25 protein-coding genes and 1 riboswitch are annotated in these 24,273 nt (G+C 71.0%); of the genes, 13 read left to right on the top strand and 12 right to left on the bottom strand.

Going from position 1 to position 24,273, the window contains the following annotated elements:
• Positions 1-2: 2 nt before the first annotated feature.
• Genes G8A07_RS03495 through G8A07_RS03510 form a run of 4 tightly spaced genes read left to right on the top strand, consistent with a single transcriptional unit; the run spans position 3 to position 3,555 of the window.
• Positions 3-1,046 (top strand): ABC transporter permease, encoded by a 1,044-nt coding sequence (locus G8A07_RS03495; protein WP_195795733.1) that lies wholly within the window; start codon positions 3-5, stop codon positions 1,044-1,046.
• Positions 1,043-1,945, top strand: a complete 903-nt coding sequence (nikC, locus tag G8A07_RS03500; RefSeq protein WP_195795734.1) for a nickel transporter permease — start codon at positions 1,043-1,045, stop codon at positions 1,943-1,945. Before G8A07_RS03495 ends, nikC begins: the two co-directional genes overlap by 4 nt.
• Positions 1,946-2,794, top strand: coding sequence for an ABC transporter ATP-binding protein (locus tag G8A07_RS03505; protein WP_195795735.1), 849 nt, complete (start codon positions 1,946-1,948; stop codon positions 2,792-2,794).
• On the top strand, positions 2,791-3,555 hold the full coding sequence (locus G8A07_RS03510) for an ABC transporter ATP-binding protein (protein ID WP_195795736.1): 765 nt from the start codon (positions 2,791-2,793) through the stop codon (positions 3,553-3,555). The genes G8A07_RS03505 and G8A07_RS03510 overlap by 4 nt, the downstream gene beginning before the upstream one ends.
• Before the next feature lie 357 nt (positions 3,556-3,912).
• On the opposite strand, the gene G8A07_RS03515 is transcribed toward G8A07_RS03510, so the two are convergent.
• Both G8A07_RS03515 and G8A07_RS03520 read right to left on the bottom strand, forming a co-directional pair.
• Positions 3,913-5,265: a TAXI family TRAP transporter solute-binding subunit gene (locus G8A07_RS03515; protein WP_195795737.1), complete on the bottom strand. Its 1,353-nt coding sequence runs from the start codon at positions 5,263-5,265 to the stop codon at positions 3,913-3,915.
• Positions 5,266-5,370: 105 nt separating this feature from the next.
• The gene (locus tag G8A07_RS03520; protein ID WP_195795738.1) at positions 5,371-6,099 is read right to left on the bottom strand and encodes an SDR family oxidoreductase; all 729 of its coding nucleotides are present in this window, start codon (positions 6,097-6,099) and stop codon (positions 5,371-5,373) included.
• 115 nt (positions 6,100-6,214) lie between these two features.
• On the opposite strand from G8A07_RS03520, the gene G8A07_RS03525 reads away from it, so the two are divergent.
• Both G8A07_RS03525 and G8A07_RS03530 read left to right on the top strand, forming a co-directional pair.
• Positions 6,215-7,090 carry a LysR family transcriptional regulator gene (locus tag G8A07_RS03525; RefSeq protein WP_371816424.1) on the top strand — a complete coding sequence of 292 codons (876 nt, stop codon included), beginning with the start codon at positions 6,215-6,217 and terminating at the stop codon, positions 7,088-7,090.
• Positions 7,091-7,148: 58 nt separating this feature from the next.
• Entirely contained in the window at positions 7,149-7,523 is a 375-nt protein-coding gene (locus G8A07_RS03530; protein ID WP_371816425.1) for a methylglyoxal synthase, read from the top strand.
• A 261-nt stretch (positions 7,524-7,784) separates the two neighbouring features.
• On the opposite strand, the gene G8A07_RS03535 is transcribed toward G8A07_RS03530, so the two are convergent.
• Together G8A07_RS03535 and G8A07_RS03540 are read right to left on the bottom strand one after the other, a co-directional pair.
• Positions 7,785-9,710: a radical SAM protein gene (locus G8A07_RS03535; RefSeq protein ID WP_195795741.1), complete on the bottom strand. Its 1,926-nt coding sequence runs from the start codon at positions 9,708-9,710 to the stop codon at positions 7,785-7,787.
• A gap of 77 nt (positions 9,711-9,787) precedes the next feature.
• The gene (locus G8A07_RS03540) at positions 9,788-10,393 is read right to left on the bottom strand and encodes a glutathione S-transferase family protein (protein ID WP_195795742.1); all 606 of its coding nucleotides are present in this window, start codon (positions 10,391-10,393) and stop codon (positions 9,788-9,790) included.
• 65 nt (positions 10,394-10,458) lie between these two features.
• Here G8A07_RS03540 and G8A07_RS03545 point away from each other — a divergent pair, with 65 nt between their 5' ends.
• A complete protein-coding gene (locus tag G8A07_RS03545) occupies positions 10,459-11,466 on the top strand; it encodes an aldo/keto reductase (RefSeq protein ID WP_195795743.1) in 1,008 nt (335 codons plus the stop codon).
• 66 nt (positions 11,467-11,532) lie between these two features.
• On the opposite strand, the gene G8A07_RS03550 is transcribed toward G8A07_RS03545, so the two are convergent.
• Together G8A07_RS03550 and G8A07_RS03555 are read right to left on the bottom strand one after the other, a co-directional pair.
• Positions 11,533-11,730: a hypothetical protein gene (locus G8A07_RS03550; RefSeq protein WP_195797996.1), complete on the bottom strand. Its 198-nt coding sequence runs from the start codon at positions 11,728-11,730 to the stop codon at positions 11,533-11,535.
• Positions 11,731-11,888: 158 nt separating this feature from the next.
• Complete coding sequence (locus tag G8A07_RS03555; RefSeq protein ID WP_195795744.1) at positions 11,889-12,131, bottom strand: SlyX family protein; 243 nt, start codon at positions 12,129-12,131, stop codon at positions 11,889-11,891.
• A gap of 101 nt (positions 12,132-12,232) precedes the next feature.
• Between G8A07_RS03555 and G8A07_RS03560 the strand changes: the two genes are divergently transcribed.
• Positions 12,233-12,373 (top strand): hypothetical protein, encoded by a 141-nt coding sequence (locus G8A07_RS03560; RefSeq protein ID WP_195795745.1) that lies wholly within the window; start codon positions 12,233-12,235, stop codon positions 12,371-12,373.
• Between the two features lie 39 nt (positions 12,374-12,412).
• On the opposite strand, the gene sodC is transcribed toward G8A07_RS03560, so the two are convergent.
• Together sodC and G8A07_RS03570 are read right to left on the bottom strand one after the other, a co-directional pair.
• The gene (gene sodC / locus G8A07_RS03565) at positions 12,413-12,973 is read right to left on the bottom strand and encodes a superoxide dismutase family protein (protein ID WP_195795746.1); all 561 of its coding nucleotides are present in this window, start codon (positions 12,971-12,973) and stop codon (positions 12,413-12,415) included.
• A gap of 74 nt (positions 12,974-13,047) precedes the next feature.
• Entirely contained in the window at positions 13,048-13,509 is a 462-nt protein-coding gene (locus G8A07_RS03570; protein WP_195795747.1) for a GNAT family N-acetyltransferase, read from the bottom strand.
• 168 nt (positions 13,510-13,677) lie between these two features.
• On the opposite strand from G8A07_RS03570, the gene G8A07_RS03575 reads away from it, so the two are divergent.
• The 4 genes from G8A07_RS03575 to G8A07_RS03590 all read left to right on the top strand — a co-directional run bounded on the left by G8A07_RS03575 (position 13,678) and on the right by G8A07_RS03590 (position 20,046).
• Positions 13,678-13,857, top strand: a complete 180-nt coding sequence (locus tag G8A07_RS03575; RefSeq protein WP_195795748.1) for a hypothetical protein — start codon at positions 13,678-13,680, stop codon at positions 13,855-13,857.
• Between the two features lie 105 nt (positions 13,858-13,962).
• Complete coding sequence (locus G8A07_RS03580) at positions 13,963-14,952, top strand: DUF2157 domain-containing protein (RefSeq protein WP_249937210.1); 990 nt, start codon at positions 13,963-13,965, stop codon at positions 14,950-14,952.
• Complete coding sequence (locus G8A07_RS03585; protein WP_195795749.1) at positions 14,949-16,607, top strand: GDYXXLXY domain-containing protein; 1,659 nt, start codon at positions 14,949-14,951, stop codon at positions 16,605-16,607. Before G8A07_RS03580 ends, G8A07_RS03585 begins: the two co-directional genes overlap by 4 nt.
• 104 nt (positions 16,608-16,711) lie before the next feature.
• Positions 16,712-16,814: riboswitch (cyclic di-GMP riboswitch) on the top strand.
• A gap of 154 nt (positions 16,815-16,968) precedes the next feature.
• Positions 16,969-20,046 (top strand): EAL domain-containing protein, encoded by a 3,078-nt coding sequence (locus G8A07_RS03590; protein ID WP_195795750.1) that lies wholly within the window; start codon positions 16,969-16,971, stop codon positions 20,044-20,046.
• Here the strand turns inward: G8A07_RS03590 and G8A07_RS03595 are convergent.
• Genes G8A07_RS03595 through G8A07_RS03605 form a run of 3 tightly spaced genes read right to left on the bottom strand, consistent with a single transcriptional unit; the run spans position 19,982 to position 22,110 of the window.
• A complete protein-coding gene (locus tag G8A07_RS03595; protein ID WP_195795751.1) occupies positions 19,982-20,251 on the bottom strand; it encodes a hypothetical protein in 270 nt (89 codons plus the stop codon). The two genes, G8A07_RS03590 and G8A07_RS03595, sit on opposite strands and share 65 nt — an antisense overlap.
• Positions 20,252-20,298: 47 nt before the next feature.
• On the bottom strand, positions 20,299-20,907 hold the full coding sequence (locus G8A07_RS03600; RefSeq protein WP_195795752.1) for a LysE family translocator: 609 nt from the start codon (positions 20,905-20,907) through the stop codon (positions 20,299-20,301).
• Between the two features lie 39 nt (positions 20,908-20,946).
• Positions 20,947-22,110: a murein transglycosylase A gene (locus tag G8A07_RS03605; RefSeq protein ID WP_249937211.1), complete on the bottom strand. Its 1,164-nt coding sequence runs from the start codon at positions 22,108-22,110 to the stop codon at positions 20,947-20,949.
• On the opposite strand from G8A07_RS03605, the gene G8A07_RS03610 reads away from it, so the two are divergent.
• A complete protein-coding gene (locus tag G8A07_RS03610; RefSeq protein WP_195795754.1) occupies positions 22,109-22,246 on the top strand; it encodes a hypothetical protein in 138 nt (45 codons plus the stop codon). The two genes, G8A07_RS03605 and G8A07_RS03610, sit on opposite strands and share 2 nt — an antisense overlap.
• Here G8A07_RS03610 and G8A07_RS03615 read toward each other — a convergent pair.
• A complete protein-coding gene (locus tag G8A07_RS03615; protein ID WP_195795755.1) occupies positions 22,236-24,269 on the bottom strand; it encodes a site-specific recombinase in 2,034 nt (677 codons plus the stop codon). The genes G8A07_RS03610 and G8A07_RS03615 overlap by 11 nt on opposite strands.
• Positions 24,270-24,273 lie beyond the last annotated feature (4 nt).

Raw genomic sequence — 24,273 nt, forward strand, 5'->3', positions numbered from 1 at the left:
CGATGTTGTTGCGTTTCAAGCCCGGCGCGAAGGCGCTGGGCAGCTTCCTGCTGACGATCGCGCTGACCTATCTGGGGCTGCTGGCCGTCACCTTCTTCATCGGCCGGGTGATCCCGGTCGACCCGGTGCTGGCCATCGTCGGCGACCGCGCGCCCGAGCATGTGATCCAGCGCGTGCGCGAGGAGATGGGCTTCAACAAGCCGCTCTGGGAGCAGTTCTGGATCTACCTGACCCAGGTCGCCCGCGGTGACCTGGGCACCTCGATCCTGACCGCCAACCCGGTGATCCAGGACATCGGCCGCGTCTTCCCCGCCACCCTGGAGTTGGCCACGGTCGGCATCATCCTGGGCGCCGGCCTGGGCGTGCCGCTGGGCGTCTGGGCCGCGGTGCGGCGCGGCGGCCTGGCGGACCAGGCGGTGCGGGTGATGGGCCTGGTCGGCTATTCGGTGCCGATCTTCTGGCTCGGCCTGATGGCCCTGGTGGTGTTCTACGCCAAGCTGGACTGGGTCGCCGGGCCGGGGCGCATCGACGTCGCGTTCGAGTACAGCATCACCCCGGTGACCGGGCTGATGCTGGTCGATACCGCGCTGTCCGCGCTGGACGGCAATGGCTGGGACGCCTTCCGCAACGCTTTTGCCCATCTGGCCCTGCCGGGTGCGCTGCTGGGCTATTTCTCGCTGGCCTATATCAGCCGCATGACGCGTTCCTTCATGCTCAACGAGCTGAGCCAGGAATACGTGATCGCGGCGCGCGCCAAGGGCCTCTCGGAAGCGCGCATCGTCTGGCGCCATGCCTTGCGCAACGCGATGGTGCCGCTGGTCACCGTGATCGCGCTGTCCTATGCCGGCCTGCTCGAGGGCTCGGTGCTGACCGAGACCGTGTTCGCCTGGCCGGGCCTGGGCCTGTACATCACCAACTCGCTGCAGAACGCCGACATGAACGCGGTGCTGGGCGGCACCCTGGTGGTGGGCTCGATCTTCATTGCGCTCAACCTGCTGTCCGACTTGTTGTACCGATTGCTTGACCCGAGGACCCGCGCGCGATGAGTGCCCAAAGTCTCCACGACTGGCTGATGTCGGAGCGGCCCGAGTCGCGCCGCCAGGCCGCGCTGGGCCGCGCCTATGCCGGCTGGCGCACCTTCGCCCGCAACCGCCTGGCGCTGGCCGGGCTGATCATCGTGCTGGGTCTGGTGCTGCTGGCCGCCTTCGCGCCGCAGCTCGCGCCCTACCACCCGCATGTCGGCGACCTCAGCACCACGCGGCTGCTGCCGCCCTCGGCTGCGCATTGGTTCGGCACCGACGACCAGGGCCGCGACATCCTCTCGCGCATCATCCACGGCTCGCGCATCACGCTCTTCGTCGTGGTGCTGGTGGCCCTGCTGGCCGCGCCGATCGGCCTGATCGTCGGCACCGTGGCCGGCTACCGCGGCGGCTGGATCGACGGCGCCTTGATGCGCATCACCGACATCTTCCTGGCCTTCCCGCGCCTGATCCTGGCGCTGGCCTTCGTCGCCGCGCTCGGCCCCGGCATCGAGAACGCGGTGCTGGCGATCGCGCTGACCTCCTGGCCGCCCTATGCCCGCATCGCGCGCGCCGAGACCCTGACGATCCGCCAGGCCGACTACATCTCGGCGGTGCAGCTGGTCGGCGCCTCGCACAGCCGCATCGTGCTGCGCCACATCATGCCGCTGTGCCTGCCCTCGGTGATCGTGCGCGTCACGCTGGACATGGCCGGCATCATCCTGACCGCTGCGGGCCTGGGCTTCCTGGGCCTGGGCGCGCAGCCGCCGCTGCCCGAATGGGGTGCGATGATCGCGGCCGGCCGGCAATATGTGCTGGACCAATGGTGGGTCGCCGCGGGGCCGGGTCTTGCCATCTTCATCGTCAGCCTGGCCTTCAACCTGCTGGGCGACGGCCTGCGCGACGCGCTGGATCCCAAGAAATAAATGAGCGACGCTACTTCCCCTCTGCTGGAAGTCGACGACCTGCGCGTCAGCTTCCCGACCCGCGACGGCGGCGTCTTCGAGGCCGTGCGCGGCGTCTCCTTCACCCTGGGCCAGGAGCGGCTGGGCATCGTCGGCGAGTCCGGCTCCGGCAAGTCGCAGACCGGCCGCGCGATCCTGGGCCTGTCCGCCCCCGAGGCGCAGATCACCGCCAAGCGCCTGGCCTTCAAGGGCCGCGACCTGCTGGGCGCCAGCAAGGCCGAGCGCCGGCGCCTGCGCGGCGGCAGCATCGCGATGGTGTTGCAGGACCCGAAATACTCGCTGAACCCGGTGATGCGCATCGGCGCGCAGATCGAGGAGACCTTGAGCGTGCACACCAGGCTGTCGGCCAAGGCGGCGAAGCAGCGCGTGCTGCAGGCCCTGGCCGATGTGGCGATCAACGACCCGGAGCGCGTCTACAAGCTCTACCCGCACGAGGTCTCGGGCGGCATGGGCCAGCGCGTGATGATCGCGATGATGCTGATCGCCGAGCCGCAGCTCTTGATCGCCGACGAGCCGACCTCGGCGCTGGACGTCACGGTGCAGCTGCAGGTGCTGTCCATCCTCGACAAGCTCGTGAAAGAGCGTGGCATGGGCCTGATCTTCGTCTCGCATGACCTGCGCCTGGTGTCGAGCTTCTGCGACCGCGTGCTGGTGATGTATGCCGGCAAGGTGGTCGAGGAGGTGCGCTCCGGCGCGCTGCACGAGGCGCAGCATCCCTACACGCAGGGCCTCTTGAACTGCCTGCCGCGGCTGGGCGAGTCGCGCCATCCGCTGCCGACCCTGAACCGCCAGGAGAGCTGGAAGCTATGAGCAGCAACAGTCGTCTAGGCATCGAGGTCCAGGGCCTGCAGGTGCGCTTCGGCGAGTTCACCGCGGTGCACGAGGCCACGTTCACGCTCGCGCCGGGCGAGAGCTTCGGCCTGGTCGGCGAATCGGGTTCCGGCAAGTCGACCATCCTGCGCGCGATCTGCGGCCTGGCGCCGCGCAGCGCCGGCACGGTCCGGCTGACGGGCGAAGGCAGCCTGCCCGAGCCCGGCAGCGCGGCCTTCCGCCGCCGCGTGCAGATGGTGTTCCAGGATCCCTATGGCTCGCTGCACCCGCGCCACACGGTGGACCGCATCCTGGCCGAGCCGCTGGCCATCCATGGCCTGCCCGATGCCGAGGCGCGTATCCGCCGCGCGCTCGACGAGGTGGGCCTGGGCCAGGGTTTCCGCTTCCGCTACCCGCACCAGCTCAGCGGCGGACAGCGCCAGCGCATCGCGATCGCGCGCGCGCTGATCCTGGAGCCGCAGATCCTGCTGCTGGACGAGCCGACCTCGGCGCTCGACGCCTCGGTGCAGGCCGAGGTGCTGAACCTGCTGGAGGCGCTGCGCCGCGAGCGCGGCCTCTCCTTCCTGATGGTCAGCCACGACCTGGGCGTCGTCACCCATATGTGCGAGCGCCTGCTGGTGATGCAGCAGGGCCGCATGGTGGAGCAGCTGGAGAGCGCCGAGCTGGCCGCGCACCGCGTGCGCGAGGACTACACGAAGAAGCTGATGCAGGCCTCGGTGGGGTTTCGCCGCGCGGCCTGAGCGGCCCGTTGTTCCGGCAGACGACTGCCCCGAGCGTCGCACGGCGAGCCGGGCAGCCGCGGGGCTCAAGGCCAGGGGGCCGGCCCAGCGGGCCGCCTGCCTTGCGCTGCTCGCGTCGCGGGGCGGGCGCTGAACTCGCTCCACTCGCGGTGCTCGTTGCGCTCGGACAGACGCGCCCGGTCAGTTGTGGAGGCGCACGCCGTCCGGCGTGCGCTGCCCCGCGCCGCTGTGCTGCTCAGCCCCTGGCATTCGCCCGGCAACTGCCCGGCTCACCGCGCGACTCGTGCCGCTCGAGCGTGATTTGGCGCATGCCGAGCCTGCGCCCCCGCGCATCACTGCCGTCTCAGATGCGTATCGCTACTTCGCGGACTGCGCCAACAGCCGCTTGCGCACGGCGTAGATGTTGTTGCGCAGCGCGTAGAGCTCCTCGGCATGGGACAGCGGCACCGCGATGCCATGCGTCACGCGGTCCAGTTCGTCCAGCTCGTTGAGCAACACCTCGCGCTCGCCGGTGCCGGTCTCCAGCTTGGCCTCGACCTCGCGCAGCCGCGCATACCAGCGGAACACGCGCGAGCGCACGCGGAAGGTGTAGAGCGGCGGGATCACGCGCGACAGTGGCAGCATCAGCACCAGCAGGCCGCCGACCACCAGCCACATGCGCTCCAGCAGATTGCCGGCCCAGAAGGGCAGGTAGCGCGCCCAGGCCGGCGGGGTGCCGTTGATCGCCCGGTCGCCCTCGGCGCTGACCGGCAGCTCGCTGGTGCGGGTGTTGGGGAAGTCGCGCGCGCCGTTGAACCAACCCGCCTCGCTGTGCTGGCCCAGCGCGGCCTGGGCGAACAGCTGGCGCAGCGCCGGGTGGGTCTTGTCGCGCGCCAGCAGCGCGGTGGTGGTGGCCAGCAGCGGCACGTCGCGCGGCGGCAGGTCGGCGGCCAGATCCACCACGCCGCGCGGCAGGGTCACGGTGGAGAGAAAGGGCAGGTGCCGCGAATAGGCCTCGTTCTGCTCGAAGGCCATCAGGGCGATCGCCGGGTCGCGCAGCAGCTCGCGGATCAGGCCCGACTGCGGCGCCGAGATCAGCACCGCGGCATCGAGCCGGCCCTGGCGCAGCGCGGCGCCGGCGGCATCCGGCGCCAGGGTGCTCAGCCGGAAGTCGGCGGGCTTCAGCCCGTTCAGCGCCAGCAGCTTCTCCATGATCTGCGGCACGCCGCTGCCGTCCTGGTCCACATTGACGCGCAGGCCGCGCAGCTGGGCCATGCGCCGCAGTTCTCCGCCCGGCTGGCGGCGCGCCAGGTCGCGGCGGTAGAAGATCCAGACCGGCTCGTAGAACAGGCTGCCCAGCGAGACGATGCCGGCCTCGGTGTCGGCCTGCGGATCGGCCATGCCGCCGCGCACGAAGCCGACATCGGCCGTGCCGGAGCGCAGATGGGCCAGATCGTCCTGCGCGCCCTCGCTGGCGATCAGCTCCACGGTGATGCGGTCGCGGGCCAGGGCCTTGGCATAGCCCTCGCCAAAGGTGGCATAGGCGCTGCCGGCCGGGCCGGTGGCCAGCCGGACCTGGCGCGGCGGCTGCGGGTCCAGCCACCAGTAGGCGGCCACCAGCAGTCCTCCGCCCAGCAGCAGCAGCGGGCCCATCGAGAGCACCAGGTCGCGCAGCGTCTGCACCAGCAGCCGCAGGCGGCGGGTGGCATGCCATTGCTGGATGGGGGTCATGTTCGGGGCTTTCCTTCCGTCTCGCCGAATCTCGGGTGCGTGGCCGCAAGGATAAGGGCGGCTTGGCGCAGCGCTTGAGCGGCGGATGTAAGCCGGTGTCGTCCCCTAGACCAGCACGCCGCCCCCATCCACGACGACGACCTGGCCCGTGGCATACGGGTTGCTCATCAGGTAGACATAGGTCTGCGCAATGTCTTGCGCCTCACCCACGCGGCCAACCGGCAGGGCCGCGCCGACGCCGGCGTACATGGCTTCGCGCTGGGCTTCGGCGATGTTGTCCCATAGCGGGGTGCGCACGAAGCCAGGGCTCACGAGGTTGACGCGGACCGGCGCCAGTTCCACGGCCAAGGCCCGTGTGAAGGCGTCCATCGCGCCGCAGACGCTGGCGGCCGCCGTCCAGCCCTTCTGCGGCCGCAGGCTCGCCACGCCACCGGTCAGCACCACCGAGCCGCCGGGACGCAGGTGAGGCACCGCATGCCTGACGGCGGCGATCGCGCCAAAGACACGCACATCGAAGGCCTTGCGCATGGCGTCGATGCCGGTCTCGGCCAGCAGGCCCATCGGCAGCGAGTCGCCTGCGCTGTAGACGAGGTGATCGAAGTGGCCAAGTCGCTCGAACAGCTGTTGCACGGCGGCCTCATCGGTCAGATCGACGGCATGCCCCTCGGCGCGCCCGCCGAGCGCGGCCAGGGCCTTGGCAACGCTGGAGGCGCGTGAGGAGACCACCACCGCCGAGCCGCCCGCGGCCTGCACCGCCTGGGCGCTTGCCAGGCCAATGCCCGAGGTGCCGCCCAGCAGGACGACGCGTTGATGCTGGAGAGTTGTGATGCTCATGAGGATGCGGTGAGTCGAACAAGGTCGCAACTATCATTCGCTAATGAATACTGATAAATGGCCTTCTGCTTCCATCACTCATTAGCAAAATTTTCGAATGGATCGCTTCACAAGCATGGCGATGTTCGCGCGGGTGGTTGAGCGTGGCAGCTTTGCCGCCGCGGCCGAAGGCAGCGCGATGACGCCCACCATGGTTGGCAACCACATCCGCGAGCTCGAGCGGCGCCTCAATGGCCGGCTGTTGAATCGCACCACGCGGCGCCAGAGCCTGACCGAGCTGGGCAGGCGCTATCACGCCCGGTGCGTCGAGATCCTGGGGCTGCTTGAGGCGGCCGAACTCGACGCGCGCGAGATGCAGGCCAGCCCGCGCGGCCAGTTGCGCGTCAGCTGTCCGGTCACCTATGGGACGCGGGCGCTGGTGCCGGTGCTGGCGAGTTATCTGGATCGATACCCCGATGTGCAGGTCGAGCTGTCACTCAACGACCGTTTTGTCGACCTCGCGGCAGATGGTTTCGATGCGGCGATCCGCGTCGGCGAGCTGCCCGACTCCGGTCTGATCGCCCGACCGCTGCGGCCATCGCCCCGCGTCGCCTGCGCTTCCCCCGCCTACCTCGCCCGCCACGGCACCCCGCAAGTGCCCGCCGACCTGGCGCAGCACAACTGCCTGGCTTTTCTGTTCGCCGCCGGGCCCGAGCGCGAATGGCGCTTTTCTCGGCCCGACGGTCCAGGTGTCGAGCGCGTCGTCGTGCGAGGACGACTTGATGTGAACGGCGGCATGGCGCTGCGCGAGGCCGCACTGGCCGGGCTGGGCGTGATCCTGCAACCCGAGTTGATGCTGAAGGACGACATCGAGAGCGGCCGGCTCGTGCGCCTGTTTGCCAACTGGCAGGCTCCCACCTGGCCGGTTCATGTGATGCGCCTGCCCGACGCCAGGATCACCCCCAAGCTGGAGAGCTTTATCTCATTTTTGGAGGAGACCTTGGGACGCTGATCGGTCAAGTCGCATACCGACGCTCGCCTGTAACCGGCGTCGCCCTAAGATGCGGCCCATGAAACTTGCCCTGATCGCCCACGACCACAAGAAGGACGCGATGGTGGAACTCGCCACCGAGTTCGCGCCCTTCCTGAAGACCTGCACCCTGATGGCCACCGGCACCACCGGCGGCCGCCTACGCAGCGAGGCGGGCCTTGAGCATGTCGAGTGCCTGCTGAGCGGCCCCTTGGGCGGCGACCTGCAGATCGGCGCGCGCCTGGCGATGGGCGAGGTTGACGGCGTGATCTTCCTGCGCGACCCGATGACCCCGCAGCCGCACGAACCCGACATCAACGCCCTGGTGCGCGCCTGCGATGTGCACAACATCCCCTGCGCCACCAATGCCGCAGGCGCCCGGGTGATGCTCGAAGCCTGGGCCTTCCCAGGCTGAACCAAGGGAAACGCTGCACGGCGCTCGCAGGCTCAGGGCTGCGGAGTCGAGCCGTACCCGGCGAGCGACTCGATGGCCGATCCGTGGATCAAGGGCGCTGCCGCATCGCTGCAGAGGCCGTGACCGAGCGTCAGCGAGCATGGAAGAACGGCCGAATGCAGTTCAAGGTGCTTCTTTGCCTACTTTCTTGCACCAGCAAGAAAGTAGGTCGCCCGCCGGGGCGAACTCCCGGCCTGGGCCTATGAAGTCGCACCGCGCTGTTCAGACGCTGCTAGCAGCCAGCGCCTTCGCAATCCGATGCCGGCCCACCGTCGTCTTCGGCACCCGCCCGCCGAACCAGGCGCGCACATCCTCGTCCAGCCCGATGCCGTGCATGTAGTTGTAGATCGCCTTCTTCAGCGCGCGGCCCAGCTGGTCATGGTCAACCCCGGTCGGGTCGATGAAGCCGACGTCGTTCTTGGCGAAGGGGCTGTCCGGCAGCGGCAGCAGCTGCACGCCGTAGTCATCGGGGTTCTGGCCCACCGGTGAATGCACAGTGCAGGCAAAGCGGTGGAAGAAGCCGCTGTGGATGCAGCCGTTGGCGAACAGCTGGCGCACATACTCCAGCGCGTCCACCGTGTCCTGCACCGTCTGCGTCGGGAAGCCGTACATCAGGTAGGCATGCACCAGGATGCCGGCATCGGCAAAGCCCTTGGTGACGCGCGCCACCTGGTCCACCGAGACGCCTTTCTTCATCAGCTGCAGCAGCCGGTCCGAGGCCACCTCCAGCCCGCCGGAGATCGCGATGCAGCCGCTGTCGGCCAGCTGCTGGCACAGCTCGGGCGTGAAGGTCTTCTCGAAGCGGATATTGCCCCACCAGCTGATTGCGGTGCCGCGCTTCTCCAGTTCGATCGCCAGGGCCTTCAGCGCCTTCGGCGGCGCCGCCTCGTCGACGAAATGAAAGCCGGTCTGGCCGGTCTCGGCGACGATCGCGTCGATGCGGTCCACCAGGGTGGTGGCCGAGGCGGCCTCGTAGCGCGAGATGTAGTCCAGCGACACGTCGCAGAAGCTGCACTTCTTCCAGTAGCAGCCATGGGCCACGGTCAGCTTGTTCCAGCGCCCGTCGCTCCACAGCCGGTTCATCGGGTTCAGCATGTCCAGCAGGGACAGGTAGCGATCCAGCGGCAGGCCGTCCCAGGTCGGCGTGCCGACCTCGTCGAAGGGGATCTCGGGTTCGACGAAGTTCACATACTTCACCGCCCCATCCTCGTCGCGCACGAAGGTGCGCACCAGGCGCTGCCGCGAGCGTTTTCCCGCCAGATGCTCCAGCAGCGCCAGCAGCGGGCGCTCGCCGGCGTCCAGGGTGATGTAGTCGATATGGTCGAACAGGCGCGGCTCGCGCAGCTCGCGCAGCTCGGTGTTGACGAAGCCGCCGCCCAGCACGGTCCGGATGCTCGGGTCATGCGCCTTGACCGCCTGGGCGATGCGCAGCGCCGCATAGACCGCGCCGGGGAAGGGCACCGACAGCAGCACGACCTGCGGCAGGTGCCGCTGCAGCGCGGCCAGGGTCAGGTCTTGCAGGATGCGGTCCACCAGGTTCGGCGCGGCGGCCAGCGCGGCGGCCAGCGGCTCGAAGGTGGGCTGGGCGGTGGCCAGCTGCTCGGCATAGCGAACGAACTCGAAGCGCTCGTCCACCGCATCGCGCAGCACGTCGGCGAGGTCGTTCAGGTAGAGCGTGGCCAGATGCCGCGCGCGGTCCTGCAGGCCCAGGGCGCCAAAGGCCCAGGCCAGCGGGTCGCCGCCGCCGTCCTCATCGACATAGGCTTCCAGCGTCTCGAAGCGCGGGCCCTCGGGCAGGAAGCCGCGGGTGTTGATCCGATGCGCCAGGGTCGAGTCGCGGCCCTGCAGGAAGGCGATCGCGGGCGTGATGGTCGCGGCATAGCGCTCGTACTGGGCGGCGAAGCTGCGCACCCGCGCCGAGCGCGCGCCCTCCGGCAGGGCCTCCACCGCCGCGTGCAGCTGGGCCAGGCCCTCGCGCGAGAACAGGCGCAGCATCAGCGCCAGCGCCAGGTCCTCCTGCACCGCGGGCACGCCGCGCGAGCGCAGGAAGCCGGTCAGGTAGGCGGTGGAGGGGTAGGGCGTGTTCAGCTGCGTCATCGGCGGGATGACGCTGAGCACGCGCAGCGGCGTGACGGCGGCGGACGACATGGCAGGCAGGGAGGAGCGCGAAGCGCGGGAGAAGCACCCGCTATTTTGCCAGCCGCGCGCCGCGCGGGCTTTGCCGCTCAGGCGCTGGGGTAGACCCCCTCGCCATGCGGTGCGGCGCGGAACTCCGGCTGGGCCTCGGCCCAGGCGGACAGCGCGGCCAGGGCCGGGTGCTCGGCGGCCGGCAGCAGCTCCGGACTATGCATCTGCTGGCTGAAGAACCAGGCCGTGGCGGCCGTGAGGCCGACATCGTCCAGCTGTGGCGGCCGGCCCTTCAGCTCGGCGTCCAGCAGGCGGTAGGCGGTGCGCATCTGCTCGGTGACCCGCGCCAGCCAGGGCTCGTGCAGCTTCTCGGGCGGGCGCACATGGTGCTCGTAGACGATCTGCACGCTCTTCTCGCAGGCCGCCAGCGCCAGCCCGGTCAGGCGGATCGAGCGCGCATCGGCCGGCTGCAGGCGCCGGCCCGCCAGCGTTTCCGCATACTGCAGGATCAGGGTGGAATCCATCAGCACCGTGCCGTCGTCGCAGACCAGGGTCGGGGCCTTGACCACCGGATTGATCTGGCGAAACTCCGCGATGCCGCGGAACACCGAGACCGAGCGATGGGTGAAGGGGAGGCCCAGGCGCTGCAGCGCGATCGCGACGCGGCGCACATAGGGCGAGTCGAGCATGCCGATCAATTCCATGGGGGCACTCCGAGATAGGGGAGGCCATAGGATAGCGAGGTCGCCATGATGAAAGGGGCCTCCCGATGCAATACCGTTCGCTGGGCAGCAAGAGCCCGCTGCAAGTCTCCGCCCTGTGCCTGGGCACGATGATGTTCGCCGATCAGACCGAGCTGGCCGAGGCGCGCTCCATCGTCGACCATGCGGCCGAGCATGGCGTGAATTTCATCGACACCGCCGATGTTTATTCGCTGGGTCGCAGCGAGAGCATGGTCGGCGAGCTGCTCAAGGGCCGGCGCGACGACTGGGTGCTGGCCACCAAGATCGGCAACAAGATGTCCGAGCGGCCCAACGAGCGCGGCTACTCGCGCAGCTGGGTGCAGCGCGAGTGCGAGGCCAGCCTGAGGCGCCTGCAGACCGATCGCATCGACCTCTACTACCTGCACCGCGACGAACTGGGCCTGGACCTGGAGGAGCCGCTGCGCGCGCTCAAGGCGCTGATCGACCAGGGCAAGATCCGCTACTGGGGGCTGTCCAACTTCCGTGGCTTTCGCATCGCCGAGGCGGTGCATCTGGCCCGCGCGCTGAACATGCCGGCGCCGGTGGCCTGCCAGCCCTATTACAACCTGCTGAACCGCCAGCCCGAGGTCGAGATCCTGGCCGCCTGCGCCCGGCTGGGCCTGGGCGTCGTGCCCTACAGCCCGATCGCGCGCGGCGTGCTCTCGGGCAAGTACGCACCGGGCAGCCGCCCGGCCGAGGGCACGCGCGCCGGCCGCGGCGACAAGCGCATCCTGGAGACCGAGTTCCGCGAGGAGTCGCTCGTGATCGCGCAGACCCTGAAGCAGCATTGCGAGGCAACAGGTGGCCGGAGCCTGGCCCATTTCGCCACCGCCTGGGTGCTGGCGCACCGCGCGGTCAGCTCGGTGATCGCCGGGCCGCGCACCCTGACGCAATGGGTCGACTATTTCGGCGCGCTGGACCTGGAGGTCGGCGCCGAGGACGAGGCCCTGGTCGACAGCCTGGTGCCGCCCGGGCATCCCTCGACGCCGGGTTATCTGGACCCGGCCTATCCGATCGAGGGACGGCGCGGCTGAGGGGGCGGGGTGTGAGGCTCGTTGCGTGACGCGCATGTCGATGCGCGCGCGCCGCCGCTTGCCTCGTTACTTCTTCTTGTCCTTGTTCTTCTCTTTTTCTTTGTCGTAATGCCACTTGATGGCGAAGAACATGCCCGTGCCGAACACGAGCAGCTTGAACGTGACGAGGACGAGGGGAATCCAATCCATCTTCTGAGTACTTCCTGTCGTGAGGCTCGCCAGCTCCAATGTCGACGCCATTCGCACGGACCGGCTCGGACTCATGAATGAATGAGCAGCGCTTTGCTGGCGGATTGAACTGTGCCAAATCCTGGCCGCATTGCCCAGGCTCAGATCCCGTCGAAACGGAGCGGATCAGATGCGTCGGTCGGGGTGAAGGTTGGGGCCGAGTCGCGTTCTGGCGCTTTGCATCACCGGCCCCATCAGTAATGCGGCGGCAGCTCATCCCTCAAGCTCCGCACCGTCACCCCGCCGTCGCCCGAGCCGCCCTGCTGCTTGAGTTCCTGCAACTGCCTGGCCAGCAGTTCGATCTGCTGCTGCTGGCGGGCCACGATCTCGTTCAGGTGGTCGACCAGGTCCTCGGCGAAGCTGGCCTTGATCTCCAGCTCGGTGATGCGCTGCTCCAGCAGCTGCTGCTGATGTGGTGGGTTGGCGATGTCGTCCATGGGCGTATTGGACAACAGCAGAGCACGCAACGGGCTGCGTGCGTGACGGAATCCACGCCCGCTCGCCGGCGGGCGGCGGCGCGGCCTCTAGCATCCGCGCCATGAAAATGATCTACGTCCTCGCGGCCATCCTGGCTTGCAGCCTGGTCGGTGCCCTGGTGGCCGGCCGCGCCCTGAAAACCACCCTGCTGGTCGCCACCGGGGCCTTGTCTCTCTACGGCATCTTCCGCTTGATCGGTTAGCAAACAGACAAGCGGGCGGCGGCGGCCAGGGCTTCTGGTTCAGTCGCCGATCACCCCGCAGGCGACACGCGCCCCGCCACCGCCCAGCGGCGCCGGATGGTCGGCATGGTTGTCGCCGCCGGCGTGCACCATCAGGGAGCGCTGGCGCACCTCGGCCAGCTTCTTCAGGCGCGGCGCCAGCACCGGCTGGCGCGCGCTGCCGTCGGCCGCCACATAGAGCGGCGGCAGGTCGCCCAGGTGGACGTCGTCGGCCCACGGCTCGCCATGCTTCTTGCTGCCGGCCGGGTCCAGGTGGCCGCCGGCCGCGAGCGCCGGCACGCGCGCGCCGTTCTGTTCGGCGCTGGCGCAGGAGGGCTTCTCATGCACATGAAAGCCATGCAGGCCCAGCGCCAGGCCCTGCAGCGCCGGGTAGAAGGCCAGGCCATAGGGCGTCTCGACCAGGCGCACCGTGCCGATGCTGGCACCCTCGCCGTCCGCGGTGACGACGCGCAAGGTGACGCTGCGCTCCTCCGCGGCCCGCGCCGGCAGGCAGGCGAGGGTGCTCACCGCGGCGGTGGCCAGCAGGGCGGCGAGGAGATGAGGATGGCGACGACGGGTCATGGTGGGGTACTCCAGAAAGATTGCTCGATGACGAGCGCACCATTCTGGACGGGGCCGCCGCGCCCGGCCGTCCCTCAGGCGTGGGACGCCAGCGGCTTGTGCATGAAGACGCTGTAGGGATCGTCGCGGTAGTCGCCGAAGGGGCCGCGGCGCGCGAAGCCGCAGGCCTCGTACAGGGCCAGGGCCTCGGTCTGGTAGGGGCCGGTCTCCAACATCAGCGCGGGGCTGCCGGCCGCCTGCGCCTCGTCCTCCAGCCGCGCCAGCAGCCGGCGTGCCAGGCCTTGCCCGCGGGCGTCGGGATGCACATACATGCGCTTGATCTCGGCAAAGTCCTGGCCCAGCACGACCGCGCCGCAGCCCAGCGCGCGGCCGGCCGCATCGCGCACCACCGCGAAGCGCACCCGCTCGGCCTGCAGCGCGTTCAGGTCCAGCGCGTAGACGCTCTCGGGCGGGTAGAGCTCGTGCTGGTAGGCGTCGAGCTCGGCGATCAACTGGGCGATGTCGGGCTGGGCGGGCGATTCGAGTCGGATCTGCATGGCGGCAGTGTAGGCAAGGGGCATGCCAGCCCTGGGCCGCCCGTCATCTTTAACAAACGAAACAAAGGCCTGACAGGCCGGAAATGCGGCTGCGACGGCGGGCCGCGACAGTTGCGCCATGCCGTGATGAAGCAGTAGCAGCACAGACCGCCCTCCCAGGAGCCCGCCATGACCCAGCAGCCAACGCCCGAGCCGCCCTACCGCAGCGAAGCCTTCGCCGAGGATCTGCAGTTCCTGCTGGAGCCGGCCGCCACGCCCGGCTGGCTGAGCGGCCGCCGCGTCGAGGCGCTGCTGGGCCTGCTGCCGCTGTGCACCGCGCTGCTGGGCTTCGCCTTCGCGCTGCTCTGAGCCCTTCTCCCCTAGCCCCCACATCCTGGCCACCGCGCGCCGGTCCCCCGTCGGAGGGAGGCTTGGGTGCGGGTGTGCCTCATTGTTTGCCCAGGAAGCCACGGCATGATGTCCACCATGGATCTGCGTTATCACCTGTTCGAGCTCAGCGCCCGTCATCAACTTTCGCCCGCCGCGGCGCTGCGCCTGCAGCAGCTGGCCGGCCTGCACGAGGAGCCGCCCGGCCTGCGGCGCTGGCTGCCGCGCCTGGTGGCGGTGCTGGCCGCGGCGCTGGGCGGGCTCGGGTTGGTGATGTGGGTGGCGGCCAATTGGGCCGAGCTGGGGCGCTTCGCGCGCTTTGGCCTGCTGCAGGGGCTGATCCTGCTGCTGTGCCTGGCCGCGGCGCTGCGTCCGGCGGCGCGCGCACCGCTGGCCCTGCTGGCCTTCATCGCGACCGGCGCGCTGTTCGCCTATTTCGGCCAGACCTACCAGACCGGCGCCGATGCCTGGCAGCTGTTCGCGCTGTGGGCGGCGCTGGGTCTGCCGCTGGCCTTGGCCGTGCGCTCCGACCTGCTGTGGGCGCCCTGGGCCCTGGTGGCGCTGCTGGCGATCACGCTCTGGACCCAGACCCACACCGGCCGCAGCTGGCGCGTCGAGCCGGGCGATCTGCGCGTGCACCTGCTGGGCTTCGGCGCGATGCTGGCCCTGGGCGCCGCGCTGGCCGCGCCGCTGCGGCGCTTCACCGGCGCGGGCCTGTGGTCGCTGCGCCTGGTGGCGCTGTTCGCGGTGATCGCGCTGTCGCTGGCCGCGGTGGGCGGGCTGTTCCATGTGCGCATCGCGCCGCAGTACGGCCTGGGCCTGCTGTTCCTGGCGCTGGCCGCGGCGGGCCTGGCGACGCGGCGCGGCTTCGACGTGTTCGGGCTCAGCGCGGTGGCCCTGGGCCTGGACGCGCTGCTGGTCGCGGGCTTGACGCGGCTGCTGTTCTTCCATGGGCGCAGCGGAGGAGGCGACCCGATCGGCGAGTTCCTGCTGCTGAGCCTGTTCGCCGCCGGCCTGCTGGCGGGTTCGGTGACCCTGATCCTGAAGCTGGCGCGTCGCGCGGAGGTCCAGGCATGAGGCCCGCATCGGACTGGCTGCGCGCCGCGGCGGCCGAGGGCCTGCTGCCGGCCGATACCCGCCTGGCCACGGACGAGGCCGGCCAGCATCGGCCCTGGCCGGTGCTGCTGCTGATCGCCTGCGGCGCCTGGATCGCGGCGCTGCCGCTGCTGGGTCTGCTGCTGGCGCTGGTCGGCTATGCCTGGCTGGATCGCGGGCCGGGCAGCTATCTGGTCGGCACGGTCCTGCTGGTCGGCGGCGTGCTGGCGCTGCGCCGGCGCGACCTGCCGGTCTTCGTCGAGCAGCTGGTGTTGCCGCTGCTGCTGCTGGGCGCGGGCCTGCTGGCTTTCGCCGCGTTCCGCGATCTGCCGGGGCGGCTGGCGGCCCTGCCGCTGCTGGTCCTGACCCTGGTGCTGGCGCGCTGGCTGGAGCGGCCCTGGCTGCGCGTGCTGCTGGGCGCGAGCGCGGCGGGGCTGACGGGCTTCCTGCTGCTGCCGCTGGAATGGCGGCATTCCATCGCCGACCTGATCCGCTTCCTGTTCTTCTGGCTGACGCCGCAGCTGCTGCTGGGCCTGTGGGCCGCGGCGCTGACCTGGCAGCAGCGCCATGCACTGGCCGGCCCGTGGCTGCGCTGGGCCGCGCCGCTGGAGCAGTTCGCGGCCGGCTGGCTGCTGGCCTGCCTGGCGGCGCTGTGCGCGATGTCCGGCATGAGCTTCCTGGTCGGCGGCTTCGCCGGCGGGCAGGGCGGCACCGGCTCGCTGCTGCTGGCGATCGGCAGCGCGCTGACGCGCAGTGAAATGCTGGCGCCGCTGCTGCTGCATGGCTGCTCGCTGGCGCTGGCCCTGGCGGCGGCCTGGCTGCTGTGGCGGCGCTGGCCGGGCTGCCGGCGGCCGATGCTGCTGGGCCTGGCCGCCGCGCTGGCGGCGCTGGCCTTCCTGCTGCCCGGCTTGGGCGCCACCCTGTTCGCGCTGGCTCTGCTGGCGACCACCCAGCGCTGGCGCCTGGCGGCGGCGGCCGGCGTCGCGGCGGCCTGGATCATCGGCGGCTTCTACTACCAGCTGGACTGGACCCTGGGGCAGAAGGCGCTGCTGCTGGTCGGCCTCGGCGCGCTGCTGGGCCTGCTGGCCTGGCTGGCGCGCCGACCGGCCGAGGCGGCGGCAAGACCCGACCCCGCCCCCGGCGCCGCACGCTGGCTGCTGGGCGGCGGCGCGCTGCTGGTGCTGGCGGTGGCCAACGGCGCGATCTGGCAGAAGGAGACGCTGATCCGCGACGGCCGGCCGGTGTTCGTTTCGCTGGCGCCGGTGGATCCGCGCTCGCTGATGCAGGGCGACTTCATGCGTCTGAACTTCGCGCTGCCCGGCCGGCTGGAGGGCGAGGAGCTGCTGCGCCTGCCGGGCGCACAGCGCCCGCTGCTAGCCGCGCGGCTGGACCCGCGCGGCGTCGCCACCGGCATGCGTCTGCAGGCGCCGGGCCAGCCGCTGGCCGAGGGCGAGCTGCTGCTGGAGTTGACGCCCAAGGACGGGCGCTGGGTGCTGGTCAGCGATGCCTGGTTCTTCGAGGAGGGGCAGGCCGCCGCCTTCGAGGCCGCGAAGTTCGGCGAGTTCCGCGTGCTGCCCGACGGCCGCGCGCTGCTGGTCGGCATGGCCGATTCGAGCCTGCACCCTATTCGGCCCTGAACGTGAATTCTTGGCGGCGGCCGGCGCGCACATGTAAAGGCGCGCCTGGCGCCGAACCGGCCGAGTCTGTAACGGGTAGTATCCGCGCCTCGATGTAGAACAAAGAACCTACTCGGCACACCCGGTCTGAAAAGCGGGGTCGCAAAGCCACCGGTCTAACGCCCGCGTTTTTTCAAAGCGCGCGGCCATGACAGCGGGGTTGCCAGCTTCCGGCATCGGCCGGTCGCCTGCCGCATGCGCCACCCCGCCTTTTCCGTTCGTCCGTGCCGCCCGGCCGCCCATGAACGGATCCCCGACGTTTTCGCTCCCCGCCCCGCAGCCGGCAACGGCGCGGCCGCGGCGTTTCAGCGGCCGCCACCTGATGCGCCAGATCCTGGCGCCGGTGCTGCTGGTGCTGCTGGCGATCGCGCTGCTGCTGGGCCTGTCGGCGCGCCAGCAGCAGCAGCGCAGCGAGCAGCAGCAGGGCAACGAGATCCGGCGCCAGGCCCAGAGCCTGTGGCTGCGCCTGGCCGACGACGAGGCGCGCCGCCTGCGCTGGCTGGCCCAGCAGGCGCGCGAGAACCCGGCGCTGCAGCGCGCGATGCGCGCCGGCGACCGCGCGGCCCTGCTGCTCGCGGCGCGCGGCGAGTACGGCGCGATGCGGCGCGAGTCGGGCATCAGCCATGTCGCCTTCATCACGCCGCAGCAGCGCACGCTGCTGCAACTGCTCGACCCCGAGGCCGGGGGCGGCGAGCTGGTGCTGCGCCCGGTGCTGGCCGAGGCGGCGCGGCTGGATGCGCCTGCCGAGGGCTGGGAGATGGCGAGCACCGGCGTGCCGGTGCTGCGCCATGTCTCGCCCTGGCGGGTCGACGGCCAGCTGATCGGCTATCTGGAGCTGGGCACCGAGCTCGGCTGGTTCGCGCGCCGCCTGGGCGACCTGCTGTCGCTGGAGGTGGTGGCCGCGGTGCACAAGCGCCATGGCAAGGAGCGCGACTTTGCGCGCGGCAAGCAGCTGCTGGGCCTGGCCGGGCAATGGGACGAGCATGCGCAACTGGCCCTGCTGCACAACAGCCTGCCGGCGCTGCCGAGCGGCCTGCTGGAGCCCTGGCAGGAGCTGGCCGGCGGCGGCGAGGATCCCGGCGTGCTGGAGCTCACCGGCGACCGGCGCGACGAGCGCAGCTGGCTGGCCAGCCTGATGACCGTGCACGACCGCCAGGGCCGCGCGCTGGCCTCGCTGGCCCTCCTGGACGACATCAGCGCCAGCCGCGCCGCGGCGACGCGGCGCTGGGGCTGGATCGGCGGTCTGTGCGGCGTGCTGGGGCTGGCGCTGTTCGCCGGCCTGTACTGGCGCGTGCGCCATGTGGCGCGCACCCTGTCGCGCGCCGACCGCGCGCTGCGCGCCAACGAGCAGCGCTTTCACGACTTCGCCACCGCGGCCGGCGATTGGTGGTTCTGGGAGCTGGATGAGCGGCTGCGCTTCAGCTATGTCTCTCCCAATGTCGAGCATGTGACCGGCCGCGCGCCGGCATCCCTGCTGGGCCGCACGACGTGCGAGCTGCTGCCGGAGCACGAGAGCGATCCCGCCTGGGCCGCCCATCTGCAGGACCTGGAGCGACGCCGCCCGATCCGCCAGTTCGAGTTCGACCTGAGCCTGCCGGACGGCGAGCGGCGCTGGATCCAGATCAGCGGCCTGCCGCTGTTCGACGAGGACGGCGCCTTCCAGGGCTACCGCGGCACCGGCAGCAACATCAGCGCGCGCAAGGCCACCGAGCTGGAGCTGCGCCTGGCGGCCACCGCCTTCGAGGCGCAGGAGGGCATGTTCATCACCGATGCCGAGCGCCGCATCCTGCGCGTCAACAAGGCCTTCAGCCTGATCACCGGCTTCTCGGCCGAGGAGGCGCTGGGCAACACGCCGCGCCTGCTCAGCTCCGGCCGCTATGCGCCCGAGTACATCGAGGAGATCGCCGCGCTGGTGGCGCGCCAGGGCCGCTGGCAGGGCGAGATCCTGAGCCGGCGCAAGAACGGCGAGATCTATCCGCAATGGCTGACCCTGTCGGCGGTGCGCGATGCGCAGGGCGAGCTGAGCCATTGCGTGGGCCTGTTCAGCGACATCACCGAGCGCAAGGCGGCCGAGGCCGAGATCGAGCGCCTGGCCTTCTACGACCCGCTGACCGGCCTGCCGAACCGCCGCCTGCTGCTGGACCGGCTGCAGCGCGCGCTGGCGGCGGCGCAGCGCGGCCAGCGCCATGGCGCGCTGCTGCTGATCGACCTGGACAATTTCAAGACCCTCAACGACACCCAGGGCCATGACCTCGGCGACCTGCTGCTCAAGCAGGTGGCGGGCCGGCTGCTGCCCTGCGTGCGCAAGAGCGACACGGTGGCGCGCCTGGGCGGCGACGAGTTCGTGATCATCCTGGACGAGCTCAGCGAGGCCGGTCCCTGCGCCGCGGCCGAGGCCGAGGCGGTGGGCGTCAAGCTGCTGAAGAAGCTGACCCAGCCCTACGAGCTGCCGGGCCTGGAGCACCACAGCACCGCCAGCATCGGCATCGCGCTGTTCGGCCCCGGCTCGCTGGGCCTGGACGATGTGATGAAGCAGGCCGACCTGGCGATGTACCAGAGCAAGGCCGCGGGCCGCAACGCGATCCGCTTCTTCGACCCGGCGATGCAGAGCGCCGCCAGCGAGCGCGCGCGGCTGGACGCCGAGATCCGCCGCGGCCTGCAGCGCGGCGAGTTCCGCCTGTTCTACCAGGCCCAGGTCGACGAGCATGGCGCGCTGACCGGCGCCGAGGCGTTGCTGCGCTGGCAGCATCCGCAGCGCGGCCTGGTGCCGCCGCTGGAGTTCATCGCCGCGGCCGAGCAGAGCGGGCTGATCCTGCCGCTGGGCCAATGGGTGCTGGACGAGGCCTGCCGCCAGCTGGCCGAATGGTCGGTGCAGCCGGATATGGCGCGGCTGAACCTGTCGATCAATGTCTCGGCGCGCCAGTTCCAGCAGGCCGATTTCGTCACCCAGGTGCAGCGCGCGCTGGACCGCAGCGGCGCGCCCTCGCAGCGCCTGAAGCTGGAGCTGACCGAGAGCCTCTTGATGGAGGATGTCGAGGGCGTGATCGCGAAGATGAACGCGCTGCAGGCCTGCGGCGTCGGCTTCGCGCTGGACGACTTCGGCATCGGCTACTCATCGCTGAACTACCTGCGCCGCCTGCCGCTGGAGCAGCTGAAGATCGACCAGAGCTTCGTGCGCAATGTGCTGACCGAGAAGCACGACGCCGCGATCGTGCGCACCATCGTCGCGCTGGCGCAGAGCCTGGGCCTGGAGGTGCTGGCCGAGGGCGTCGAGACCGAGGCGCAGCGCGACTTCCTGCTGAGCCAGGGCTGCGCCGCGCACCAGGGCTTCCTGTTCAGCCAACCCCTGCCGCTGGGGGAGTTTGAGCGTCTGCCGGCATCAGCTCGATCAGCTCCTTGACGAAGGCGAGCGCCTCCTCGGGCGCGGCGAAGTAGTACTCGCCGCCCAGGTCGGCCACGTCGCCCTCCGGCCCCACATGCACGACCGACCAGCCCTCGGCGCCGCCGCCGATCGCGCAGATGCCGAAGCTGCCCGGCGCCAGGTCGCGGGCGGTGCCGGCGGTGACGAAGATGTCGCGGCCGAGATGGGAGTGGTAGCGTTTCACGAGGCGGGGTGGGCGTGCAAAGCGCCCATTGTCGCGGCTGCGCGGGCTCAGGCCCGCCGCGTCAGCGCCAGCAGGCCGGCCAGCGCGAACATCGCCGCGGCGCAGGCCTTGTTCACCCTGCGCAGCGCGGCGCCGCCGAGCAGCGCGGCCAGGCGCGCGCCGCCGGCCGCGTAGAGCGCCAGCACCATCAGGTCCAGCAGCGCGGTGGCCAGCGCCAGCTGCAGGTACTGCGGCGCCTGCGCGGCCGAGGTGTCGATGAACTGCGGCAAAAAGGCCGAGAAGAACAGCACGCCCTTGGGATTGGTCAGCGCCACCGCCAGGCATTGGGTGAAGGCCTGGCGCGGCGTCGGCGCGCCCGCGCCGGCGGTGGCCGGGCCGGCGCGCCAGAGCTGCAGGCCCAGCCAGGCCAGGTAGGCGACGCCGCACCACTTGAGCAGCACGAACAGGGTCTCGGAGGCCGCCAGCAGCGCGCCCAGGCCCAGCGCCACCGCGCCGATCAGGATCAGGTCCGACAGCACCGCGCCGCCGATGCCGGCCGCCGCCAGGTCCCAGCGCCGGCGTGTGCCGTTGGCCATCGCCAGCAGGGTGGTGGGGCCCGGCGTCAGGCAGACGGCCAGGCAGGCGAGCAGGTACAGGACGAAGGTGCTGGTACTCATGGCGGCCGAGTATGCACCCGGCGCGGTTTCAGCGTGGCATCAACGTGGCCACAGCGCCCACAGCCGCAGCGGCGCCTTCAGCCGGCCGGCCTGGGCCTCGGCCTCGGCACCCCAGCCCCAGAAATAGTCGGCCCGCACCGCGCCGACGATGGCGCTGCCGGTGTCCTGCGCCATCGCGATACGGCGCAGCGCGCCGCTGCCGCCGTCCAGCCAGACCGGCGTGCCGTAGGGGATGCTGGCGCGGTCCACCGCGATCGAGCGGCCCGGCGTCAGCGGCACGCCCTGCGCGCCGCGCGGCCCCAGCTCGGGGTCGGGCAGCGGCTCCTCGCGGAAGAACACATAGCGCGGGTTCTGCCACATCAGCTCCTGCAGCCGCGCCGGGTTGCGGCGCGCCCAGTCCTTGATCGCGGGCCAGGAGGCCTCGCCGGCGCGCAGTTCGCCGCGCTCGATCAGGAGCTTGCCGATCGACTGGTAGGGCAGCTCGTTGTGGCCGGCGAAGGCCAGGCGCTTGAGCACCGGCGCGGCGTGCTCGCTCTCGCGCACCCGCACCCTGCCGGAGCCCTGGATCTGCAGCACCAGCGCGTCCAGCGGGTCCTCGATATAGAGCAGCTCCTGGGCGCGCAGGCGCTCGCGCTGTTCGGTCTCGATCTGCTGGCGGCTGAAATAGGGGCGGCGCCGCGCCAGGTCCGGCGGCGCGGCATGCAGCGGCACGCGGTAGCTGCCCAGCGGGCGGCGCTGCGCGTCCAGCAGCGGCTCGAAATAGCCGGTCAGCAGGCCCTGGGCCTCGCCGTCGGGGCTTTCGACCCGGTAGGGCTGCAGATGCTTGATCAGCCACAGATGGGCCTCGAGATCGTCGGTGGGCGGCTGCAGCGCGGCGCGCGCGCACAGCTCGGCCCAGCCGGGGGCAGGTCTTGCGCAGCCGCGCAGCAGGGCCGGCCAGAGCTCGGCCGCGCGGTCCTCGCCCCAGCCGGGCAGCTCGTCCCAGTCGGCCGCGACCCAGCGCGAGCGCTCGCGCTGCAGCACCGCGCGGCCGCGCGCGGGCATCGATGGCAGCGACACGGAAGGGTTGGCCGCCCCGGGCGGCAGGGCGCGCGGGGCCGGGGAGGGAGCCGGATCGGGCGGCAGCGGCGTGCTCGAGCAGGCCGCCAGCAGCCCTAGAATCGCGGCCGCCAGAAAGAAGCCGAGCGAGGAACGCAGGATCATGGGAATTTTGTTGCTGGAAGCCCTGGGCGCGCTGGCCTTGCTGGTCTTCATTGTCTGGTGGACGATGTTCTCGGGCCGCAAGGGCGGCGAGCGTCCCGATGCGGATCGGGACGCGGACCAGGATCCTAAGGCCTGAGTTCGCCGCCGCCGTCGCGCGGCGGCAGGAAGAAGCTGCGCGGCTGCTCGCGCAGGCGGCGCAGGATCGCGCGGCTGAGGCGGGCGCGGTCCGCCAGCTGGATGCCGCGCGAGCGCAGCGCCACCTTGAAGGCCAGGGTGAAGCTGACCGTCAGGTTCAGCAGGCCGGTCAGCGGGATCGCGGCCAGGCACCACCAGAAGGCGCTGTTGTGCAGCACGTCCCAGCCCAGGGCGCCGGCCGCCGCGGCCAGCTGGCCGGTCGACAGGGTGACGTGGCGCACCTCGATCGGCAGCGCGAAGAAGCCCAGCAGCGCCGGCACCAGGCCCAGCATCATGCCCAGCGAGGTGTTGGCGGTCAGGCCCGAGATGTTGGCGCGCCACCAGGCGGCCCAGCGCTGCGCGCGCTGCGGCCCCAGGCGCGCGACGATGCGCGGGTTCCAGGCGATCGCGGCCTCCAGCCGGTAGAACACGAACCAGTTCTCGACCCAGCCGGCGATCAGGCTGGAGGCGAACAGCAGCACGCCGGTGAAGGCGGCGAACAGCAGGGTCGGGCCGAGCAGGGTCAGCGAATGCAGCACATACTGCGCCTCCTTCGCGCCGACCAGCGGCGCGCCGAACACGCCCCAGGCCAGCAGCTGCACGCCCAGCACCAGCGGCGTCACCAGCGCCAGGTTGCCGACGATGCCGGCCATCTGCGAGCGCAGCAGATGCGCGACCTCGTCGACGAAGCCCTCCAGGCCCGCGTCGTCGCCGATGTCGCCGAGCTTGCTGGCCATCGCCGGCGCGGTCATCGCCGGCTGCTTGGTCGCGACGGTCCAGTGCAGCAGGTGGATCAGCACGAAGCTCAGCGCATAGTTGACGCCGGACCAGAAGCCGGCCCAGAAGGCCGACAGCGCCAGCGCCATCACCGCGAACTTCGCGAAGGTGGTGCCGGCGATCACCATGCCGCCGCCGGCGGCGCGGCGCAGCATGTCGCGGTAGGCCGAGGCGTCGCGGGTGATGTAGTGCTCGCCGGTCTCGGCGCTGCGCTCGGCCACCTTGCGCGCCAGCAGCGAGTAGTGGCGCGCGAACAGGGTGCGCACGCTGCGCCGCGCCTGCACCACGCCGACCAGGCTGGCCGCCAGCCGCGCCAGCTCGCGCTGCGGATGCTCGGTCACCAGGCAGTCCAGCAGGGCCTCGATGCGGCGCAGCCGCTCGCGCAGCTGCTCGACCTCGAACATGATGTCGACCGAGACGCCGTATTCCTCCAGATGGGCCGGTACGCTGTCGACCGCGCGGCGGCAGCTGTCCAGCAGCACGCGCAGGTACTGCAGCGCCGGCTTCAGCGCGGCGGCGTCGCCGGCCTGCAGCGCGTCGCCGACCTGCTCGGCCGCGCGCGCCAGCTGGGCAAAGGGGCGGTGCGCCAGCAGCCCGGGGTCCATGCGCTGGCGCAAGGGGCCGGACAGGCCGGCCGCATGCACCGCGCTGACCAGCACGGTCAGGCCGTCGAGCATCGGCGCGCGCCAGGCGTCGGCGCTGGGCAGGGCCTGGGCAAACAGGGTGGCCAGGCGCGCCAGCAACTCATCGTCCAGCGCGGCCAGCCATTGCTCGTCCTCCGGGGTCGGGAACAGCAGGCCGAACAGGTCGCCCAGCTCGCGCGTGTCGACCGTGTCGGGCAGCGCACGCTGGCGCAGCCGGTGCAGCAGCTCGCTCCACAGCGCCATGCGCGGCGCGAAGCCGACATCGGCGAACAGGCCCTCGGCCTGGATGTCGCGCCAGACCGAGCCCAGCACCTCGGCGAAGGCCTGCGCATGCTCGGGGTTGCGCTCCAGCACGTTCAGCAGGTGCTTCAGGCGCAGCAGCGGCAGCGGCCGGCCGGGCTCGGCGTTCGGCGGCGCCTCGCCGCCGCGCGGGCTGGGGTGGCGCAGCCATTCCAGCAGACGCACCAGCCAGAGGTTGCGGGCCGCCAGTTCGGCCTTGGGATCGGCGGCGTTGAGCAGGGCGGTCAGGTCCCAGCCCCGGGGTACTGCGTTCTTCTTCGCCATCAAG

The organism is Roseateles sp. DAIF2, from assembly GCF_015624425.1.
GTDB lineage: Bacteria > Pseudomonadota > Gammaproteobacteria > Burkholderiales > Burkholderiaceae_C > Kinneretia.

What these genes read in the sequence shown, in the direction of transcription:
- G8A07_RS03525 (WP_371816424.1), top strand. Translation starts at nt 6,215, where the DNA reads ATGGCGATGTTCGCGCGGGTGGTTGAGCGTGGCAGCTTTGCCGCCGCG.
- G8A07_RS03520 (WP_195795738.1), bottom strand. Translation starts at nt 6,099, where the DNA reads ATGAGCATCACAACTCTCCAGCATCAACGCGTCGTCCTGCTGGGCGGC.
- G8A07_RS03495 (WP_195795733.1), top strand. Translation starts at nt 3, where the DNA reads ATGTTGTTGCGTTTCAAGCCCGGCGCGAAGGCGCTGGGCAGCTTCCTG.
- G8A07_RS03510 (WP_195795736.1), top strand. Translation starts at nt 2,791, where the DNA reads ATGAGCAGCAACAGTCGTCTAGGCATCGAGGTCCAGGGCCTGCAGGTG.
- G8A07_RS03610 (WP_195795754.1), top strand. Translation starts at nt 22,109, where the DNA reads ATGGGAATTTTGTTGCTGGAAGCCCTGGGCGCGCTGGCCTTGCTGGTC.
- sodC (WP_195795746.1), bottom strand. Translation starts at nt 12,973, where the DNA reads ATGACCCGTCGTCGCCATCCTCATCTCCTCGCCGCCCTGCTGGCCACC.
- G8A07_RS03540 (WP_195795742.1), bottom strand. Translation starts at nt 10,393, where the DNA reads ATGGAATTGATCGGCATGCTCGACTCGCCCTATGTGCGCCGCGTCGCG.
- G8A07_RS03535 (WP_195795741.1), bottom strand. Translation starts at nt 9,710, where the DNA reads ATGTCGTCCGCCGCCGTCACGCCGCTGCGCGTGCTCAGCGTCATCCCG.
- G8A07_RS03570 (WP_195795747.1), bottom strand. Translation starts at nt 13,509, where the DNA reads ATGCAGATCCGACTCGAATCGCCCGCCCAGCCCGACATCGCCCAGTTG.
- nikC (WP_195795734.1), top strand. Translation starts at nt 1,043, where the DNA reads ATGAGTGCCCAAAGTCTCCACGACTGGCTGATGTCGGAGCGGCCCGAG.
- G8A07_RS03575 (WP_195795748.1), top strand. Translation starts at nt 13,678, where the DNA reads ATGACCCAGCAGCCAACGCCCGAGCCGCCCTACCGCAGCGAAGCCTTC.
- G8A07_RS03550 (WP_195797996.1), bottom strand. Translation starts at nt 11,730, where the DNA reads ATGAGTCCGAGCCGGTCCGTGCGAATGGCGTCGACATTGGAGCTGGCG.
- G8A07_RS03545 (WP_195795743.1), top strand. Translation starts at nt 10,459, where the DNA reads ATGCAATACCGTTCGCTGGGCAGCAAGAGCCCGCTGCAAGTCTCCGCC.
- G8A07_RS03555 (WP_195795744.1), bottom strand. Translation starts at nt 12,131, where the DNA reads ATGGACGACATCGCCAACCCACCACATCAGCAGCAGCTGCTGGAGCAG.
- G8A07_RS03515 (WP_195795737.1), bottom strand. Translation starts at nt 5,265, where the DNA reads ATGACCCCCATCCAGCAATGGCATGCCACCCGCCGCCTGCGGCTGCTG.
- G8A07_RS03560 (WP_195795745.1), top strand. Translation starts at nt 12,233, where the DNA reads ATGAAAATGATCTACGTCCTCGCGGCCATCCTGGCTTGCAGCCTGGTC.
- G8A07_RS03580 (WP_249937210.1), top strand. Translation starts at nt 13,963, where the DNA reads ATGATGTCCACCATGGATCTGCGTTATCACCTGTTCGAGCTCAGCGCC.
- G8A07_RS03585 (WP_195795749.1), top strand. Translation starts at nt 14,949, where the DNA reads ATGAGGCCCGCATCGGACTGGCTGCGCGCCGCGGCGGCCGAGGGCCTG.
- G8A07_RS03530 (WP_371816425.1), top strand. Translation starts at nt 7,149, where the DNA reads ATGAAACTTGCCCTGATCGCCCACGACCACAAGAAGGACGCGATGGTG.
- G8A07_RS03605 (WP_249937211.1), bottom strand. Translation starts at nt 22,110, where the DNA reads ATGATCCTGCGTTCCTCGCTCGGCTTCTTTCTGGCGGCCGCGATTCTA.
- G8A07_RS03615 (WP_195795755.1), bottom strand. Translation starts at nt 24,269, where the DNA reads ATGGCGAAGAAGAACGCAGTACCCCGGGGCTGGGACCTGACCGCCCTG.
- G8A07_RS03590 (WP_195795750.1), top strand. Translation starts at nt 16,969, where the DNA reads ATGCGCCAGATCCTGGCGCCGGTGCTGCTGGTGCTGCTGGCGATCGCG.
- G8A07_RS03505 (WP_195795735.1), top strand. Translation starts at nt 1,946, where the DNA reads ATGAGCGACGCTACTTCCCCTCTGCTGGAAGTCGACGACCTGCGCGTC.
- G8A07_RS03600 (WP_195795752.1), bottom strand. Translation starts at nt 20,907, where the DNA reads ATGAGTACCAGCACCTTCGTCCTGTACCTGCTCGCCTGCCTGGCCGTC.